The following is a 13,709-nucleotide window of genomic DNA, read 5'->3' on the forward strand; positions in this document are numbered from 1 at the left end:
TCCTTGCACTCGGCAACCAGATCGGTCAGTCGTGACACAGCGCCCCCCTGTAACGTGTTCATGGTTTCCCCAATGGCAAATACAGTGTTTGCGCTTTTGCGGCCGTGGGTCGGAAGCCGAACGCAGTGTAGAAGGCGGCCGCGCGGTCGTCCTTGGCATCCACCACCAGCAGGCGGACGCCCAGCTGTTCGCGTAACTCCAGGCAACGCTTGACGGCATCTTGCAGCAGCGCTGCACCCAGGCCTTGACCCTGTTCACTAGCGGCTACGGCCAGCCGCGCCAACCGCGCGGCGGGGACCGGGTGGCGGGGCAGGCGGCGCTGGTCGTCCGGCTTCAGGTCGGGCAGCGGTAGCTGTGCGGCCGCGAGGGTGTAATAACCGAGGATCTGCGAGGGCGCGTCGTCATCGATCAGCACATGGGTGGTGGCGATGCCGTCGCGATGATGCTGGCTGGCCTGTTTTTGCAGATAGTCGTTCAATGCGGGGGCGCCGCAGTCGAATCCGTTCCGATCGTGCTTTCGGCCGTCCAGCCGCGCAATCAGCAGCACGGGTCAGCGCCGCGTCAGGCCGCGCTCCATCGCCTTCTTCAGCTTGGCATTGGGCTTGAACGGCTTGTCCAGTGCTGCGAGGAAACGCCGCGATTCTTCTGCCGACAGGGTGACCGTCAGTTCCGCGGCCATGACGCTTTCGGCTTCGCGCAGCACGGCGTCGCGCACGAAAGCGGACAACGGCACGCCCCGCAGGTCGGCGGCACGGGCAATACGAGCCTTGTCGGTTGGGTTCAGGCGCAAGTCGAGACGAGCGGCGGTAGCGGTCATGGTGATTCTCCTTGTACGGAAGTTTACCGTACAGTTGTCGCAAGTCAATTCGCCTCGCTTCTGGCCGAAAGCAGCCTCTGTCTGTTTCCGAACCGTTGCTGCCAATAAATATCCCAGGAAGCAGGCTTCCGTTGATCTACTTTGCGAACGTCCGTCCATGAGCAACAAGCCATGCAGACACCTGCGATCTGCATGGAGCTAAGGTTTGCCAAGAATCTCGACCAGCCGCAATTCGCTTGGTGAGAGATCGTGCCCCCGGCGCTGCGAGACCATGAACGTCAGCGGACGGATGTGCCAGGCGCGACGCTCAAGTTCGACGAGCTGTCCGCTCACCAGATCCTCGGCGACGAGGTGTCGCGGCAAGTGTCCCCAGCCAAGACCGGCCTTGAGCAGATCACGCTTGGCGCCGAGATCATTGACCAGCCACTGGCGCTTGCCCGCGACGCCCTCCTGGGTCTTGTCCGCTCCGGGCTGGTTGTCCGTAACCACGATCTGAATATGTAGCCCGAATTCGTCCATGGGGATGGGTCCCGGTGCCGAGGCGAGCGGGTGGAATGGAGCACATGCCGTCACCATCTCCGCCTCGCACAGCCAGCGGCGTTCTATGGCATCCGGGTTCACCTCCGGCACGTTCTCGATCGTGACGGCCAGGGCGCACACCCTTTCGAGCACCAAGTTCTCGCCGCCTTGCATGGTCGTGATCCGCAGGTTGATCGCTGCGGTGGGGAACTCCGCTTGCAGCGTCCGCAAGCAATCGATCAGTTGGGCGCGCGGGAAGTAGGCATCGACCGCAACCGACACCTGCGGTACCCCGGCTTTGGCGATCGCGCCGGCACGGTTCTTCATTTCTTCAACGCGTGAGATCACCGCCCGTGCGTCCGGCAAAAGGCTGCGTCCCGCCGCACTGAGCTGCGCCTTCCGCGCTCCGCGCTCGAACAGTTCGACATCGAATGCACTTTCCAGCGACTTGACCGCGTGGCTGATGGCCGACTGCGCGCGACTGAGCGTCCGCGCCGCACCCGAGAAGCTTCCCTGATCGCATACCGCAACGAACGCACGCAATTGGTTGATGGTGACGTTGTCGAGCACAGACATCCAAGAAATAGATGGTTATTAGCGATCTTTCGTCAATTGTGTTGATGCGTCAAGGGACCCAAATCGGTTGGGCGACAGACCCGAACGGGTCAAACCACTCAATCCCCATACTGAAAAGGTCAATGTCATGAGCTACGCAATCATCGGTTTCGGCTCCATCGGCCAGGCCCTCGCCCGCTCCTTCGCCCGTAACAACATCGAAGTCTCCGTCGCCAGTCGTAAGCCGCCCGAAGCGCTGTTGCCACAGGCACAGGCAATCGGGCCGACGGTCATCCCCAAGACGCTGCAGGAAGCACTCAAGGCGGACGTGATCATCCTGGCGCTTCCGTACCAGGGGCACCGGGACGTCGCCAAAGCTCTGCCGAGTTGGGAGGGTAAAACGATCATCGACGCGATGAATTCGAATGACCCCGTCGAAGAGCTCGACAACCTGCCATCCACGGTCTTCGCCGCCAAGTCTTTTCCCGGCGTCAGGTTCGTAAAGGGCTTCAATCACCTGCTTGCACGCACCCTGGCCGCCGACCCGAACGTCGAGGGCGGCCACCGGGTCGTGTTCCTGTCGAGCGACGACGAAGCTGCCGCCGCGCAGGTGGCGGACCTTGCCAAGCGCCTCGGGTTCGCACCCGTCAATCTCGGAAAGCTCGAAGAGGGCGGCACGCTGGTGCAGGCCCGGGGCAAGGCCTGGGGTCCGCTGATTTTCCAGGACCTGTTCAAGCAGGAGCAGTAAGCGCGTACGGCCATCACGACGAGATCGCGGTCGGCCCGCAACCCCCATCACTGTTTCGAAAGTAGTACGCCAACCAAGGATTCACGACATGAGCAAGTTGAATGGAAAGACCGCCGTCATCACCGGCGGCGCCACCGGCATCGGCATCGCGGCGGCAAAACGCTTCATCGAGGAGGGTGCTTTCGTCTTTATCTTCGGCCGCCGGCAGGAAGCGCTCGACGCTGCTGTGGCCGACTTGGGGCCCAATGCTCGTGCGGTACGGGGCTCGATTTCCGACCCGGCCGACCTCGACCGGCTTTACGCGGAGGTGAAGGCAGAGCGCGGAACCCTCGACATCGTCTTCGCCAATGCCGGGACGGGAGGCGTGCTTCCGCTGGGCGAGATCACCGCCGAGCAGATCGACGACACCTTCGACACCAACGTGAAAGGCACGATTTTCACGGTCCAGAAGGCACTGCCGCTGATGGGCCAGGGCGGCTCGATCATCCTGACCGGATCGAGCTCCGGCACCACGGGCGCCCCGGCATTCAGCGTCTACAGCGCGAGCAAGGCAGCGGTACGTAACCTCGCGCGGAGCTGGGCGGAGGACCTGAAGGGCACCGGCATCCGGGTCAACGTGCTGTCGCCCGGGCCGACGGCGACCGAACTGGCGAAGGCAGCGGTGGGCGAGGAGGGCTTGAAGATGTTCGCCTCGATGAGTCCGCTCCAGCGCATGGCCGAACCGACGGAAGTCGCGGCGGGGGCGGCCTTTCTCGCGTCGAATGACAGCAGCTTCATGACCGCCAGCGAGCTCGCGGTGGACGGCGGCCTGGCGCAGATCTGACGCGACAGGCACCACGGCGCTCCATTCGATTGTTCGGAGCGCCGACTATTGGGGGCAGGGAGTGTCGTCGCTGAGGCGCGCGGTACACGTCAGTAGAATGACCCTCCTGAAACCACTTCGATATGCGCTGCCATGCGTCCCACCATTTTCTTACGCCTGTTCACGACCGCGCTCTGCCTGTCGGCTTCGTTGCCACTGGCCGCCAGCGAGTCACCGCCCACTCCCACTATCGGCGAGCAACGCGAGGCGGTGCTGTTCTGGCCGCAGGCGCAGCGCGAGGCGGAGTTCCGGCAGATGGATCGACGCTTCCCCAGCGACCGAGTCGAACGCGGCACGCATGTCCGCGAATTGGCGGAAGGCCAGCCGCTGCTATTGGGCGAGGCCGACGGGTCGTCGTGGTTGGGCAGCTACATGGATCAGCACCACATCGCCGGCGTGATAGTGCTGCAGGACGGTCGCATCCGCATGCAGCGCTATGCGTTGGACTTCGGGCCGGAGCAGCGTTGGGAGTCCTTCTCGGTCGCCAAATCGGTCACTTCCACCTTGCTCGGCATCGCGCTGCAGCAGGGGCATATCGCCAGCCTGGACGACACGCTGGTCACCTACATCCCTGAGTTGCGCGACAGCGCCTACGACGATGTCACGGTGCAGCAGTTGCTGACGATGACTTCCGGCGTGCGTTGGAACGAGGACTATGCCGACGCCGAGTCGGACGTGGCGCAGATGTACCGCGGTGCCTGTGTCGATGGCCGTGCGCACGTGCTGTCGTACTTGATGAAACTGCCGCGGCAATGGCCGGCCGGCACGCACTGGAACTACAACACCGCCGAGACCGACCTGCTCGGCATCGTGGTCGAGCGCGCGACGCGCCGTTCGCTGGCCGCCTACCTGTCAGACACGATCTGGAAGCCGTACGGCATGGCGGCTGATGCGACCTGGATCAGGGACGAATGCGACGGCAGCGACACCGGCGGCAGCGGTCTGTCGGCGACCTTGGGCGACTACGCGCGGCTGGGGCAATTCATGCTCGACGGCGGCCGCATCGCGGGCGAGCCGGTGATCGCCGGAGCCTGGCTGCAAGGCGCGGTCCGTGAGCAGGAAAGCCTGGACGCGCCCGAGCGCGGCTACGGGTATCTATGGTGGACCGATACCGATGGCAGTTATGCCGCGGTCGGCATCTTCGGTCAGCTGGTCTATGTCGATCCCGCGCGCCGGCTGGTCATCGCCCAGGTCGCGGCCTGGCCGCAGGCGACGTCGAAGGAGCTGGTCGCCGCGCGGCGCGAATTCGTGGCTGCGGTCAAACGTGCAGTGGATGCGGATCGGTAAAGTGCAATACGCGCAATGACGGACGCCCGGCACGCTGAAGGGCCTACGCCCCCTTCGAGTGTTCCGCGTTTTCCGCGATGAAGTGCTGGTACAGGGCCCTGTTGACCTCGGTCCGCACTTCCATGTCCCGGGTTCCGTTGGTGATCACCACGAAGCCGTACTTCTTTTCCGCGTCGAAGAACATGGAGCTGTACAGCCCGTAGGCGGACCCGGTGTGTCCGGTCAGCTCGACTCCGGGAATCAGGGCCCTGTCGATGCGAATGGCCATGCCGTAGTCGCCATCCTCGTCGGCTTCGACCGTGGGCGTCTGCATCGCCTTCGCGTGTTCGGCTGCGATGATCCGCACGCCATTCCATTCGCCATGGTTCATGTGCATCAGCATGTACTTGGCCAAGTCGGGCGCCGAGATCTTGAGACCCCCGGTCGGGGAGAACATGGGCGTGCTGTAGCCCATCGTGTAGCCGTCCAGGCGTTCACCCAGGGGCGCATACGCCTGGTCCGAGCGCACGAATCCCTCGCCCTCGCGCCAGCGGTAAATCTGCGCGAAGCGGTCCGCATCCAACGCTTCCGGCGCATAGCCGCCGTACAGCCCGAGCGGATCGAGCACATGTGCCTTTACGTAGGCATCGAACCGCTGCCCGGATACACGCTCCACGATCGCCCCGGCCAGGTTGTAGCCGAGGTTGGAATACTCGTAGCGCTCGCCGGGGGCACGGTCGGCGTAGCTGTCCTGCCAGGTGGCGTTGACGCCTGGATTGATGATGTCGAGGCTGTTGTATCGCTGGTCGTCGGTGATCGACGAGGTGTGGTTCAGCAGCATCCCGAGCGTGATCGCCTGGTCCGGGAATCCGGGGTTGCGCACCGGGAATCCGACCAACTTGCCGACGTCGTCATCCAGCGAGATCCGGCCTTGCTCCACCAGCTGAAAGATCGAGGTCGTGGCGAAGGACTTGGAGATGGAGGCGATCCGGAAGACGTCGTCCTGCTCGAGGGGAATCTTCGCGTCCCTGTCCTTCCAGCCGAGGCTGTTGCCATAGACGACGGCATTGTCCTTGACCACCACGACGGCCAGGCCAACCGTCCCGTGCTCGGCCATCAGCTCTTCCAGCCTGTGTTCAATGCCTTGGGCCATGGCAGGCTGCAGGCAGGCCCACGACAACACAAGCGCCGCGCACAGTGCCAGGACGCGGCTCGAATTTCTGCTTTCCTTCATGAACCCTCCAACAGGTATTACTGACTATTCAACGAAGCGTTGTCGATCACGAACCGATATTTCACGTCGCCCTTGAGCATACGTTCGTAAGCCTCGTTGATTTCATCGGCGCGGATCATCTCGATGTCCGCCACGATGCCGTGCTCGGCGCAGAAGTCCAGCATCTCCTGGGTCTCGGGAATACCGCCGATCATCGAGCCGGCGAGGCTGCGACGTTTCCCGATCAGGTTGAACACCTGCGGCGAGGGATGCGGCGTGGCCGGCGCGCCCACCAGGGTCATCGTGCCATCGCGTTTTAGCAGCACGAAGAAGGCATCCAGATCGTGCGGCGCGGCGACGGTATTGAGGATGAAGTCCAGGCTCTTGGCATGCGCCGCCATCTCATCGGCATTGCGCGAGACGACGACCTCATCCGCGCCCAGCGCCTTGGCCGCATCGCGCTTGGATTCAGACGTGGTGAACGCGACAACGTGGGCACCCATCGCATGCGCCAGCTTGATGCCCATGTGCCCGAGCCCGCCGATACCGACCACGCCGACCTTCTTGCCCGGGCCCACCTTCCAGTGGCGCAGCGGCGACCAGGTGGTGATGCCCGCGCACAGCAGCGGCGCAACGGCAGCCAGTTGTTCTTCGGGGTGCTGGATGCGCAGCACGTAGCGTTGGTGCACGACGATCTGCTGCGAGTAGCCGCCCAGCGTATGGCCGGGGGCGTCCGGTGTCCGGCCGTTGTAGGTGCCGACCATGCGGTCGCAGTAGTTCTCCAGACCCGCATCGCACTCCTCGCAATGCTGGCAGCTGTCGACGATGCAGCCCACGCCGACCAGGTCGCCCGGCTTGAAGCCGGCGACGTCGGAACCGACGTCTGTCACCTTGCCGACGATCTCGTGACCGGGCACGCACGGGAAGACGGTGCCCGCCCATTCCGCGCGCACTTGGTGGAGGTCGGAGTGGCACACGCCGCAATAGGCGATGTCGATCTGCACGTCCTGCGCGCCCGGCGCGCGCCGGGTGATCTGCATGGGTTTTAGGGGTTGGTCGCCCGCATGGGCGCCATAGGCTTTGATGGTCATGGTCAGGACTCCTGTGTCGATCGGAAAACTAGTTCTTGGAAGAATACGACCCGCACGTTACGCCCGCCGAGTGCCTGAGGTCAGCCTATGCCGTGGGGAACACGCTGCGTGCAGTCAGCCAATCTTGATCGCGACCTTGCCGATTTGACCGGCATGCTCGTTAAGCTGCGGAGGCTTTGAGCGCTTCGAGCACGATGCGGGCGGACATTGATCGTCTTCGCGGCCTTCTCGAACTCCCACGCAAAGATGTTTCCATGCGTTTCCAGCCGATAGGCTAGGCAGTTGTGCACCGTCAGCTCGGTCGATGCAGACGAGATCAAAAAATCAGCAGAGCGATCCGATGACGATTGGCGCCTGGCCGTCCCGTTGGCCAGCGACGATGCTGAAGCCATGGCGGTCGCGCAAGATCTCGTTCGCGACGCTTGATGACCTGCCTCTACCCCAATCGGTCGGAAAGCCGCGCATCCCCGCCGCCGAAACACGCTTAAGCTTGTCTGCCCGCGATGGCCCGGTGTACAGCCGCGTCAATCGCGGAGCAGGAAGCGGAGGTCACGTGGCGACACTTACGATCGCGATTGCAATACACGAGCATGTGCAGGCGCTGGACGTCGCCGGGCCGGTCGACGTGTTTGCCGAGGCAAACGGTCATGTTCCGGCCGGGGACCATTACAAGACGGTCCTGGTTGCAGCGGATCGAAAGCCGCTGCGGACATCCGGCGGCATGCTGGTGGTGGCCGACATGACGTTCGAGGAGGCGCGACGCGACTTCGACATCATCCTGGTGGCAGGCGGGCCGGAGCTGCCGGACACGGTGCCCGATGCCGAACTGCTGGAGTGGGTGGGGGAAGCGCCGCGCAGGTCGATGATCTACGGTTCGATCTGCACGGGCGCATTCGTGCTCGGCCATGCCGGCCTGCTCGATGGCCGGAGGGTCACGACCCACTGGCAGAGTGCCGCCCAGTTGGCACGCATGTTCCCCAAAGCGAAAGTCGAAGCCGATTCGATCCATGTCCGGGACGGCCGACTCATCACGTCTGCCGGCGTCACGGCGGGGATCGACCTTGCCTTGGCGCTGGTCGGTCAGCGTCATGGGCCGGAGGTGGCCGTGGCCGTCGCCAAGCGGCTCGTCGTGGTGGCGCAGCGCCAGGGCGGCCAATCCCAGTTCAGCCCCTATCTCACGCCTCCCGTCGATTCCACGTCATCGGTGGCGCTGGTCCAGCAACACGTCGCGGCGCATCCCGCCCAACGGCACGCGCTCAAGTCGCTTGCCGGCGTGGCAGACATGAGTCCGCGCAACCTGATCCGCCATTTCGTCCAGGAAACCGGAATCACCCCGCACGAGTTCGTCCTGCGGGCACGGATCGACGCGGCCCGCAAGGTCCTGGAAAGCAGCGACCTGCCATTGAAGACCGTGGCATACGACTGCGGTTTCGGGACGGCGGACCGCATGCGGATCGTCTTCAAGGAACGCCTTGGCGTGACTCCCGCGCAATACCGCGCCCGGTTCCGGCACCAGGAAACACCCCCGGTGTCATGAAATCGCGCCGTTCTGTCACGATCCGGCGCAAGCGTTCGATTGTGGCCAGACGGATAACTGCCGACACTTGGGGCAGTATTTTCCTGGAGTAGATTTCCATGACCGAGACGATCGCAGGCATCCGGGTGCCTGACAGCGCCTTGGCGCGCGCCGCCACGCAGCTTGTGCGCGACACCGAAGACGACCTGCTCTACAACCACAGTCGGCGCGTGTTCTTCTGGGGGGCGCTTTCCGGCAACCGGCGCGGCCTCGGATACGATCCGGAGCTGCTTTACCTGGGTACCATGTTCCACGACATGGGTCTGACGGAACGGTACTCGAGCGCCGACTTGCGCTTCGAGGTCGACGGCGCCAACGCGGCGCGCGATTTCATGAACGGTTATGACGTGCCCGAGCGCGACGTCGAAGACGTCTGGACGGCTATCGCACTGCATACGACGCCCGGCATCCCCGGGCACATGCGGCCGACCGTGGCCCTGGTTACCGCTGGCGTCGAGATGGACGTGCTCGGCATCGCCTACGACGAGTTCAGCCAGGAGCATCGCCACGAGGTCTGTGCCTGTCATCCCCGCGAGGCGAACTTCAAGGAAGGCATCATCGACCACTTCGCCGATGGCATCAGGAAGAAGCCGGAAACCGCGTTCGGAAACGTGAAGGCGGACGTGCTGGCGCTGAAGGTGCCGGGATACCGGCGAACCGACTTCTGTTCCATCATCCGCGGTTCCGCCTGGCCGAATTGATCAGCCGAATTGAGCAGCGATCCCGCGCCACGAGGGAGCGCGTGAGGCCGATCGTATTCCTGGGCCTGAGCCTCACCGGACCGGCAGCGCGCGCTGTGCTGGATGCGGAGTACCGCGCCCCCATCGTCCGCGGCGACCTGGATGCCATCGTTGCACCGGCGCAGGTCGTGATCGTCGACGGCATGCTTGACCCTGACCTGCGGCTGGACCCCGAGGAAGCCGCCCGGGCGCTCGCGCGCGGCCTCGACCTCCACGGGGCCGCGAGCATGGGCGCGGTGTTGGCGGCGCGGCTGGAACCCCTGGGCATGAAAGGTGCAGGGCAGGTGTTCCGGATACTGCGGACTCTGGGTGGCGACCGGGAGGATCTGGTCCAGGCACTGTTTGCGCGCGACGGGCTGGAGTTCAGGCCGCTCACGGTGCCGCTGATCAACGTGGTGGCCGGCCTTTGGTCGAGTGGATTGGGAAGCGGAGAATTTGCTGCGCTCGTCCACGTGCTCCGCGCCATTGCGCTGGATGCGCGGACCTGGGAGAACATCGAGGCCGCCGTTGCCGGCGCGGGTTTCCGCCTGCCACCTGCGATCCGCCTGATGGACGTCAAGCGTGAGGATGCGCTCTGCCTGCTTCGGCAACTCAGGTAGCAGAGGAAAGGCTGCGACTCAGGTGCGTGCCAGACGCGCCACGGACTCGGCAACCGGCGTGCCGCCTTCGGTCAGCTCGATGATGATCCGGCTCACCGCTGGTTGTTCGATGATCTCCAGTAGCGCCGCGGCCACGTCGTCGCGCGTTACGTCGCCGTAGGGAATGGCCAGCCCCGTGCGCACCTTGCCGGTGCCGGGCGCGTCCAGCAGCGTGCCGGGGCGCAGGATGACCCAGTCCAGGTCGGACTCGGCCAGATGCACGTCGGCGAGTTTCTTCACCGCCATGTAGTGCTCGAACGTCTCCGACACCTCCTCGCCGCGGGAGGCCTCGGGGAAGGCCGAGACCAGCACGAAGCGCTGGATGCCCGCCTGCCGCGCCGCCGCGACCGCCAGCTCCAGCCCGCGGCCGTCGATGGCGTCGATCATTTCCACCCCACCCTTGCCGCCAGCGCCGGCCGAAAACACGACCACGTCGCTGCCGGCCATGCGCTGCGCCAGCCCGTCGGCGTCGAGTTCCAGCAGGTTGCCCTCGACCGGGACGGCGCCCAGGGCCTCGAGTTCGCCCGCTTGCTCCGGCTTGCGGTACAGCGAGCGCGGCTCATGGCCGCGCGCCGCGAGTTGCTGGGCGAGGCGGCGGGCGACCTTGCCCGAGCCGCCGATGATGAAGACCTTGCGCATGATGGATTCCTCTTCGGTGTGGTGTTACGCCGCAGTTGCCACGAGTTGCCGCGTCGATAACAGACATGCGCGCCAAATCCCGGCAATCAAGCCAGACAGGTGTTACCTCTTCAGAAGGTATAGGACTCGCCGTCTGCCGGAACCAGTACGCGCTCCGGATCCATGCCCGTTGCCTTGATGTGGTCGTGTAAGTCCTGGCGCGTCTGCATGGCGTGATTGACGGCTTCCATGTGGCTGCCGATCACCTTGGCCTGTGGCGCTGCCTGGTAGGCCCGGTAGAGATCGTCCTTGCCCATGATGATGGAGCCGTCCCGCCCCAGCATTCGCGCATAGCCGGTGTTGAGGACGATCACGTCCGGCTGGTACTGCTGGATCGAATCTTCGACCTGAGTGTTCCAGATGGTGTCTCCGGCCAGGTACACCGTCTCGTGGCCCGGGCGCTGGAAAATGACGCCCATCACTTGGCCGAGACTTGGGAAATCGGCCATGGTCTGGTCATCGCCATGCTGTCCACCGGTGATGCTCAGCTGCGTACCGTTGAAGACGGTGTCGCGGGTCAACACGCGCACGTCGGTGAAGCCATCCTGGCGGATGCTTTCGGCGTCGGCTTCGTTCTGGACAAACAGTGGAAGATTCCTGGGCAGGCTGCGCTTGGCCTCGTCATCCCAATGATCCGCGTGGGTATGGGTGACGATGATGGCATCGGCGTCCATCACCTCGGACATCGGCATCGGCAGCTCGACCAGCGGGTAGCGCACCTCGCTGTTGTAGGTGCCCTCGAAGCCGGGGTAGGCGTCCTTCGCCGCGAGCATCGGGTCGATCAGGAACGTGGTGCCGGCGTAGTCCAGCTTGATCGTCGCGTTACGGATCTGCTGGAAGCCGACCGCGCCGGCGTCTTCGGTGTTGGCGTTCGAGGTAGCAATGGGGCTGGTGGCATTGGTGGCGCCGCAAGCAGCGAGCGCGAGGGCCAGGGTCGCGACGGCAGCGCCGCGCAGCAAGGTTCGATGGGTCATGGGAGTTTCCTGTGGATGGGTCGGCACTGAGCCGGAAGGTGTATGGGACGGCCGTGGAGTCAGGCCCGGCCGGCGGTACTGTGTGGAATGACAGCCATTGTCGGGAGGCGGCGCGTCCAGCACCATTGGCCCAAATGACATTTATCGATATAATCGGGCCATTCTTCTCGCGCCCTCCGGAGACCTCCATGCAGCCCGTTCGCGTCGCCGTGCTGGCGTTCGATGGCATCAACCTGTTCCACCTGTCCGTTCCCGGCCAGGTGTTTGGCGTCCAGCCCGCGCCACCGGGCCTGCCGCCCTATGAGGTGCGGTATTGCGCGCCCACACCCGGCCCGGTGCGCACGATGCAGGGGCTGCAGATCGACGTGCCGGATGGGTTGGACGCGATGCGGCGGGCCGATATCGTCATCGTGCCGGCGTGGGACCACCCGGAGACGCCTGCGCCCGCCGAACTCACGCAGGCGTTGCGGGCGGCGCATGCGCGCGGTGCCCAGGTGGTCGGGTTGTGCCTGGGCGCGTTCGTGCTGGGCGACGCGGGCCTGCTCGACGGCCGCCGCGCCACCACGCACTGGGCCGCCCGCGACGTGTTTGCCCGCCGTTTTCCCACCGCCGATTTTCGCCCGGACGTGTTGTACATCGACGACGGCGGCATCGTGACTTCAGCAGGAACCGTCGCCGCGATCGACTGCTGTCTCAACCTCGTACGCGTGCGTCACGGCGCCGACGTGGCCAACCGCATCGCGCGGCTGCTGGTGACGCCGCCGCATCGTCAGGGCGGGCAGGCGCAATACATCGAGCAACCGGTGCCCGAGCTGCCCAGCGAGAACCGCTTGCCGGGCGTGCTGGACTGGGCGCGCGAGCGTCTGGTCGAACCGCTGTCGGTGGACGCACTGGCCGATGCCGCCCACATGAGTCGCCGCACCTTCACCCGCCGCTTCCGCGAGGCGACCGGCACCACGGTCGTGAAGTGGCTCGCGTCGGAGCGGCTGGCGCGCGCGCAGCAGCTGCTTGAAACCACCGACCTGCCGATCGAGCAGATCGCCACCGAGGCCGGCTTCGGTACGGCACTCTCGCTGCGGCAGCACTTCGCTGCGCAACTGGGGACACCGCCTTCCGCCTATCGCCGGAACTTCTGCGGCGACGGCAGCCGGCGCCTGGTAACAAAGGGGCCAGAGGAGATATCTGTTTGAATCCGATATTTCCTCTGGCCCCTTTGTTCGCTTGAGTGCTTGCAGCTGTCGCCTGCTACGTGCTCGTCGAGTTATTGTTTCCCGGGTTGCGTAGGACTGCAGCCTGACAATTCATTCAAGCCGAACCCGCATCGTCATCGCGGCGATCTGGGACACTTCAGGAGCGGGTCGGCTTAATTCAAGCGTTAGGCCCCATGCCCAATCGTCATGCGTCATGCAGCTGTGGAAAGCTCACCGTTAGCACTCGGGGTGAGCCGGTTCGCATCTCAATCTGCCATTGCTTGGACTGCCAGAGGCGCACTGGCAGTGTGTTTAGCGCTCAGGCTAGATTCCCGGCTGATGCCGTGGCTGTCGAGGGCCAAAGCAAAGAATATGTGCGCATCGGTGAGAGTGGCAGCTCAACCCAGTTCCACTTCTGCCCGGAGTGCGGCTCCACCGTCTTTTATCGGTCAGACGCCATCCCAGATGTAGTTGCGGTTCCTGTCGGTGCTTTCGCAGATCCGGACTTTCCGCCGCCGCGCGTGTCGGTCTATGAGGAAAGGCAGCACCCCTGGGTGCATCTTGCAGACGGCATTGAGCACCTTGATTGAGTGAGTCGCTGGCCGTCTAATGGGGCCTAACAGTTCGTTCAAGCCGAACCTACTTCGCTACACCAACAACATGGCAGAAAGAGCTTGCCATGTTGTTGGCTACGCTACGCAGGTCGGCTTAACTCAGGCGTTGGGCGTCACCAGAACGAGTGCAGTCTTTCGCACTTCTGGGCGTCAGAATGACGCCGTCAGCATCGGGCAAACGCGCCGTCGGAGGCGCCTCTTTTCGGCCACCCCCGCGCTCTTGCGCCC

General features: G+C 64.4%; 16 protein-coding genes. 9 read left to right on the forward strand and 7 right to left on the reverse strand.

All coding sequences use genetic code 11. The features are described 5' to 3' along the window. Nucleotides 1–58: 58 nt before the first annotated feature. From ACW7G1_RS14550 to ACW7G1_RS14560, 3 genes are all read right to left on the reverse strand, one after another. A complete protein-coding gene (locus ACW7G1_RS14550; RefSeq protein ID WP_456980478.1) occupies nt 59–478 on the reverse strand; it encodes a GNAT family N-acetyltransferase in 420 nt (139 codons plus the stop codon). 72 nt (nt 479–550) lie between these two features. Continuing rightward, nucleotides 551–817, reverse strand: a complete 267-nt coding sequence (locus tag ACW7G1_RS14555) for a type II toxin-antitoxin system TacA family antitoxin (protein ID WP_456980479.1) — start codon at nt 815–817, stop codon at nt 551–553. Nucleotides 818–1,015: 198 nt separating this feature from the next. Next, nucleotides 1,016–1,912 (reverse strand): LysR family transcriptional regulator, encoded by an 897-nt coding sequence (locus ACW7G1_RS14560; protein WP_456980480.1) that lies wholly within the window; start codon nt 1,910–1,912, stop codon nt 1,016–1,018. Between the two features lie 67 nt (nt 1,913–1,979). On the opposite strand from ACW7G1_RS14560, the gene ACW7G1_RS14565 reads away from it, so the two are divergent. The 3 genes from ACW7G1_RS14565 to ACW7G1_RS14575 all read left to right on the forward strand — a co-directional run bounded on the left by ACW7G1_RS14565 (nt 1,980) and on the right by ACW7G1_RS14575 (nt 4,788). Continuing rightward, entirely contained in the window at nt 1,980–2,639 is a 660-nt protein-coding gene (locus ACW7G1_RS14565) for an NADPH-dependent F420 reductase (protein WP_456980481.1), read from the forward strand. Nucleotides 2,640–2,727: 88 nt separating this feature from the next. Next, entirely contained in the window at nt 2,728–3,462 is a 735-nt protein-coding gene (locus ACW7G1_RS14570) for an SDR family NAD(P)-dependent oxidoreductase (RefSeq protein ID WP_456980482.1), read from the forward strand. 132 nt (nt 3,463–3,594) lie between these two features. After that, nucleotides 3,595–4,788, forward strand: coding sequence for a serine hydrolase domain-containing protein (locus ACW7G1_RS14575; RefSeq protein ID WP_456980483.1), 1,194 nt, complete (start codon nt 3,595–3,597; stop codon nt 4,786–4,788). 43 nt (nt 4,789–4,831) lie between these two features. On the opposite strand, the gene ACW7G1_RS14580 is transcribed toward ACW7G1_RS14575, so the two are convergent. Both ACW7G1_RS14580 and ACW7G1_RS14585 read right to left on the reverse strand, forming a co-directional pair. Then, the gene (locus tag ACW7G1_RS14580; RefSeq protein ID WP_456980484.1) at nt 4,832–6,001 is read right to left on the reverse strand and encodes a serine hydrolase domain-containing protein; all 1,170 of its coding nucleotides are present in this window, start codon (nt 5,999–6,001) and stop codon (nt 4,832–4,834) included. Between the two features lie 17 nt (nt 6,002–6,018). Next, nucleotides 6,019–7,071, reverse strand: coding sequence for an NAD(P)-dependent alcohol dehydrogenase (locus ACW7G1_RS14585; RefSeq protein ID WP_456980485.1), 1,053 nt, complete (start codon nt 7,069–7,071; stop codon nt 6,019–6,021). Between the two features lie 282 nt (nt 7,072–7,353). On the opposite strand from ACW7G1_RS14585, the gene ACW7G1_RS14590 reads away from it, so the two are divergent. From ACW7G1_RS14590 to ACW7G1_RS14605, 4 genes are all read left to right on the forward strand, one after another. Beyond that, the gene (locus ACW7G1_RS14590) at nt 7,354–7,497 is read left to right on the forward strand and encodes a hypothetical protein (protein WP_456980495.1); all 144 of its coding nucleotides are present in this window, start codon (nt 7,354–7,356) and stop codon (nt 7,495–7,497) included. Then, a complete protein-coding gene (locus ACW7G1_RS14595) occupies nt 7,451–8,608 on the forward strand; it encodes a GlxA family transcriptional regulator (protein ID WP_456980494.1) in 1,158 nt (385 codons plus the stop codon). The genes ACW7G1_RS14590 and ACW7G1_RS14595 overlap by 47 nt, the downstream gene beginning before the upstream one ends. Before the next feature lie 98 nt (nt 8,609–8,706). Continuing rightward, the gene (locus tag ACW7G1_RS14600) at nt 8,707–9,348 is read left to right on the forward strand and encodes an HD domain-containing protein (RefSeq protein WP_456980486.1); all 642 of its coding nucleotides are present in this window, start codon (nt 8,707–8,709) and stop codon (nt 9,346–9,348) included. Nucleotides 9,349–9,389: 41 nt separating this feature from the next. Next, a complete protein-coding gene (locus ACW7G1_RS14605) occupies nt 9,390–9,986 on the forward strand; it encodes a TfuA-like protein (RefSeq protein ID WP_456980487.1) in 597 nt (198 codons plus the stop codon). A gap of 18 nt (nt 9,987–10,004) precedes the next feature. Here ACW7G1_RS14605 and ACW7G1_RS14610 read toward each other — a convergent pair whose 3' ends face one another. Then, nucleotides 10,005–10,664, reverse strand: a complete 660-nt coding sequence (locus ACW7G1_RS14610; protein WP_456980488.1) for an SDR family oxidoreductase — start codon at nt 10,662–10,664, stop codon at nt 10,005–10,007. A gap of 110 nt (nt 10,665–10,774) precedes the next feature. Then, nucleotides 10,775–11,677 (reverse strand): MBL fold metallo-hydrolase, encoded by a 903-nt coding sequence (locus ACW7G1_RS14615; protein ID WP_456980489.1) that lies wholly within the window; start codon nt 11,675–11,677, stop codon nt 10,775–10,777. A gap of 188 nt (nt 11,678–11,865) precedes the next feature. On the opposite strand from ACW7G1_RS14615, the gene ACW7G1_RS14620 reads away from it, so the two are divergent. Beyond that, on the forward strand, nt 11,866–12,867 hold the full coding sequence (locus ACW7G1_RS14620; RefSeq protein ID WP_456980490.1) for a GlxA family transcriptional regulator: 1,002 nt from the start codon (nt 11,866–11,868) through the stop codon (nt 12,865–12,867). A 194-nt stretch (nt 12,868–13,061) separates the two neighbouring features. Next, the gene (locus tag ACW7G1_RS14625; RefSeq protein WP_456980491.1) at nt 13,062–13,457 is read left to right on the forward strand and encodes a GFA family protein; all 396 of its coding nucleotides are present in this window, start codon (nt 13,062–13,064) and stop codon (nt 13,455–13,457) included. Nucleotides 13,458–13,709 lie beyond the last annotated feature (252 nt).

It is taken from the genome of Lysobacter sp. A378, assembly GCF_054052125.1.

Coding starts and splice junctions, on each gene's coding strand:
- ACW7G1_RS14555 (WP_456980479.1), bottom strand. CDS start 817: ATGACCGCTACCGCCGCTCGTCTCGACTTGCGCCTGAACCCAACCGAC.
- ACW7G1_RS14560 (WP_456980480.1), bottom strand. CDS start 1,912: ATGTCTGTGCTCGACAACGTCACCATCAACCAATTGCGTGCGTTCGTT.
- ACW7G1_RS14570 (WP_456980482.1), top strand. CDS start 2,728: ATGAGCAAGTTGAATGGAAAGACCGCCGTCATCACCGGCGGCGCCACC.
- ACW7G1_RS14575 (WP_456980483.1), top strand. CDS start 3,595: ATGCGTCCCACCATTTTCTTACGCCTGTTCACGACCGCGCTCTGCCTG.
- ACW7G1_RS14580 (WP_456980484.1), bottom strand. CDS start 6,001: ATGAAGGAAAGCAGAAATTCGAGCCGCGTCCTGGCACTGTGCGCGGCG.
- ACW7G1_RS14585 (WP_456980485.1), bottom strand. CDS start 7,071: ATGACCATCAAAGCCTATGGCGCCCATGCGGGCGACCAACCCCTAAAA.
- ACW7G1_RS14595 (WP_456980494.1), top strand. CDS start 7,451: ATGCTGAAGCCATGGCGGTCGCGCAAGATCTCGTTCGCGACGCTTGAT.
- ACW7G1_RS14600 (WP_456980486.1), top strand. CDS start 8,707: ATGACCGAGACGATCGCAGGCATCCGGGTGCCTGACAGCGCCTTGGCG.
- ACW7G1_RS14610 (WP_456980488.1), bottom strand. CDS start 10,664: ATGCGCAAGGTCTTCATCATCGGCGGCTCGGGCAAGGTCGCCCGCCGC.
- ACW7G1_RS14615 (WP_456980489.1), bottom strand. CDS start 11,677: ATGACCCATCGAACCTTGCTGCGCGGCGCTGCCGTCGCGACCCTGGCC.
- ACW7G1_RS14620 (WP_456980490.1), top strand. CDS start 11,866: ATGCAGCCCGTTCGCGTCGCCGTGCTGGCGTTCGATGGCATCAACCTG.
- ACW7G1_RS14625 (WP_456980491.1), top strand. CDS start 13,062: ATGCCCAATCGTCATGCGTCATGCAGCTGTGGAAAGCTCACCGTTAGC.